At 36.5% G+C, this 2,304-nt stretch carries 1 protein-coding gene; it reads right to left on the bottom strand.

Annotation, left to right across the window (positions count from 1 at the left end):
* Positions 1 to 10 precede the first annotated feature (10 nt).
* Positions 11 to 1,192, bottom strand: a complete 1,182-nt coding sequence (locus AC1Z3S_RS19940; protein WP_461741826.1) for a replication initiation factor domain-containing protein — start codon at positions 1,190 to 1,192, stop codon at positions 11 to 13.
* Positions 1,193 to 2,304 lie beyond the last annotated feature (1,112 nt).

The following is a 2,304-nucleotide window of genomic DNA, read 5'->3' as shown; positions in this document are numbered from 1 at the left end:
ATTTTGTCCATCATAAAACCTCCTTTACAATAAAATCAGCAATTTCCATTGCTTTCACTTCAATAATATGCAAATGCTTATCGCTCAATTCTGCTTCATCAATCATTTCACGAACCGTATTTTCACCCATCATATCGTCAATATCTTCTAGCATTTTCACATTAGCAGCAACAGATCGTTGAAACCAATTTCTCGTTCGCTCGTATAATTTTTCGTTAGGTTCAGTTACTAGCTTCACAGCCCCAACGTCTCCGATAAAAAATTGCCATTTTTTATTCGGCTTCCAGTATTTTCGCTTTACCCCACGTTTGCCATCTACAAACAAAAGATAATCATTCAGGACACCTAAAATGATATCCGTCAAGCTACCCAATCTCAGATATTCTAAAATTGCATTCATTGCACGATCATTTTTGAAACGTAGCTCATAACGATTTTTTATCGGAATATCCTCAACTCTTAGGCCTAATTTTTTTGCCTGTTCATAATTTTTTTGATAAAACGCAATATAGAACTCACTTTTGGAAGAACCAAAATAGATCGTTGTTCCTTCTTGCTGCCGTTTTGAAATTCGACCTGATCCGTTAAAACGGAATAAATCGAATTTTGAAATTAATTCCTGCCGCAAAACCTTGTTTAATAGCGTTGGAATACTCAAATATTCTTTATAATCATTGACCGCTATATCAATCCGAGTAAATCGGCAGTTAAAATCTAAACAATCATAAAAAAAATCAAACCAAGTCCGATTTTGAGCCTGTAAAAAGGCTTCAAATTGCCGGCATCCTTGCCCTGATAATTCAATCATCAGTCCCCTATCATCATTTTTAGCTGAATAGGCAACCTTGATATAATCTAACTGAAAAACTCCCATATACCCAAATTGGTGAGAATCTATTTCCGCAAAAAATTCTTGCCGAATACGCAATACCTTATTAAACAATCGTTCCTGATTATGCATCGGAAACGTCACCCGCACATAATCAAAAATGCACTCTAACGGCTCATGACGTTCAGATTCAGCAATATAATCTAAAACCTTATCTACCATATCTTGGCCAACATCTGAACTACCGTTTTCAATTCGGACTAAAGTTTTCCGTGAAATACCAACTTCTCTTGCTAATTCATGTTGCGTTAATCGTAATCTCTTACGAGATAGCCGCACACTTTTTCCTAATTGATCTAACATTTCACCTCTAATCACCACCTGCAATCATTGTCCCAAAATCGCCATTTTTTTCCAAAAGTTTGGGACAGTGATTTTTCCTTACGTACCAACGGTTTACCACTGCCCATACACTCAATTTACCGATTTACTACCCCCCTGTTAGAGTACGGGGGTTACAGGTGTGGCGACATTCGTCACCACACCTTGCATTCCTTGTGTCTTGCGCCCTTTCACATTCGTTCAAACGCACGTAGCTGTAAGTTTTTTGGTCGAAGTAAACCTGTCCCGCCGCTGGCGGACAGGCAGCCCGCCCTAGGCGGTCTGCCTTCACCAAAAAAGCAACACCATACGGCTAGGCGCACCCAAAGCCATAAGGAACGCCTAGTTATCAATCAATACGATGCCTGAGTTAAACGATTCAATTAAACATATACTAGACCAAAGACTGATTATTTTTCTTGCTATTCTTGCTAAAATCGTTTTGAAGCATACGGAGGTGAATTCTTTGAAAAATATACTTAAAATTTTGAAATGGATTGGTCTATTCTTTGCCGTGTTACTAATTCCCGCCTACGCAACTTTTGGGAGCTACAAAAATAAAAAAGAAAAGAATTAATCTATCATTTTTTTGAGTTGGTCAATTCATTTTTTCTGTCCTATTCTCGTAACTAACGAAATTGACACAGCCATTGACTTAACTCCAAATTAACTTTATCTTTCTAATTAAGATTAAAATGGAGAAAAGATATGAAAAAATATTTATGGTTCTTTTTAGAATTTGTTCTATCAGCTTTAGCTGCTACTGTACTCTGCATAGGATTCTTAAATATCCTTCCCTACCTATTATCGTGGATTGAACACTAGCCAAAAAATCAACCTTAATTAAAAACATACGTAATGCAAACAATTTCTTCATAGATATCCCTTACTATTTACTTCATAGAAAAACTTCTATGCAATTACATTACGTCACGGACTTTCTACTCATTTGTAGCAAGTCTATTTTTTTCCATTTCTTTTAATAAACCTTTCTTTTCGCTCACACTCAATTCAATTTCTGCTAAATCGAGTGACACTTGCGATTCATAAGACGAATAGGCTTCAGCAAAATCAAAATCTTTCGGAACAAAAGC

This window comes from Enterococcus sp. LJL90, from assembly GCF_056924355.1.
This window is presented reverse-complemented; position numbering and strand designations above follow the sequence as displayed.

What these genes read in the sequence shown, in the direction of transcription:
- AC1Z3S_RS19940 (WP_461741826.1), bottom strand. Translation starts at nt 1,192, where the DNA reads ATGTTAGATCAATTAGGAAAAAGTGTGCGGCTATCTCGTAAGAGATTA.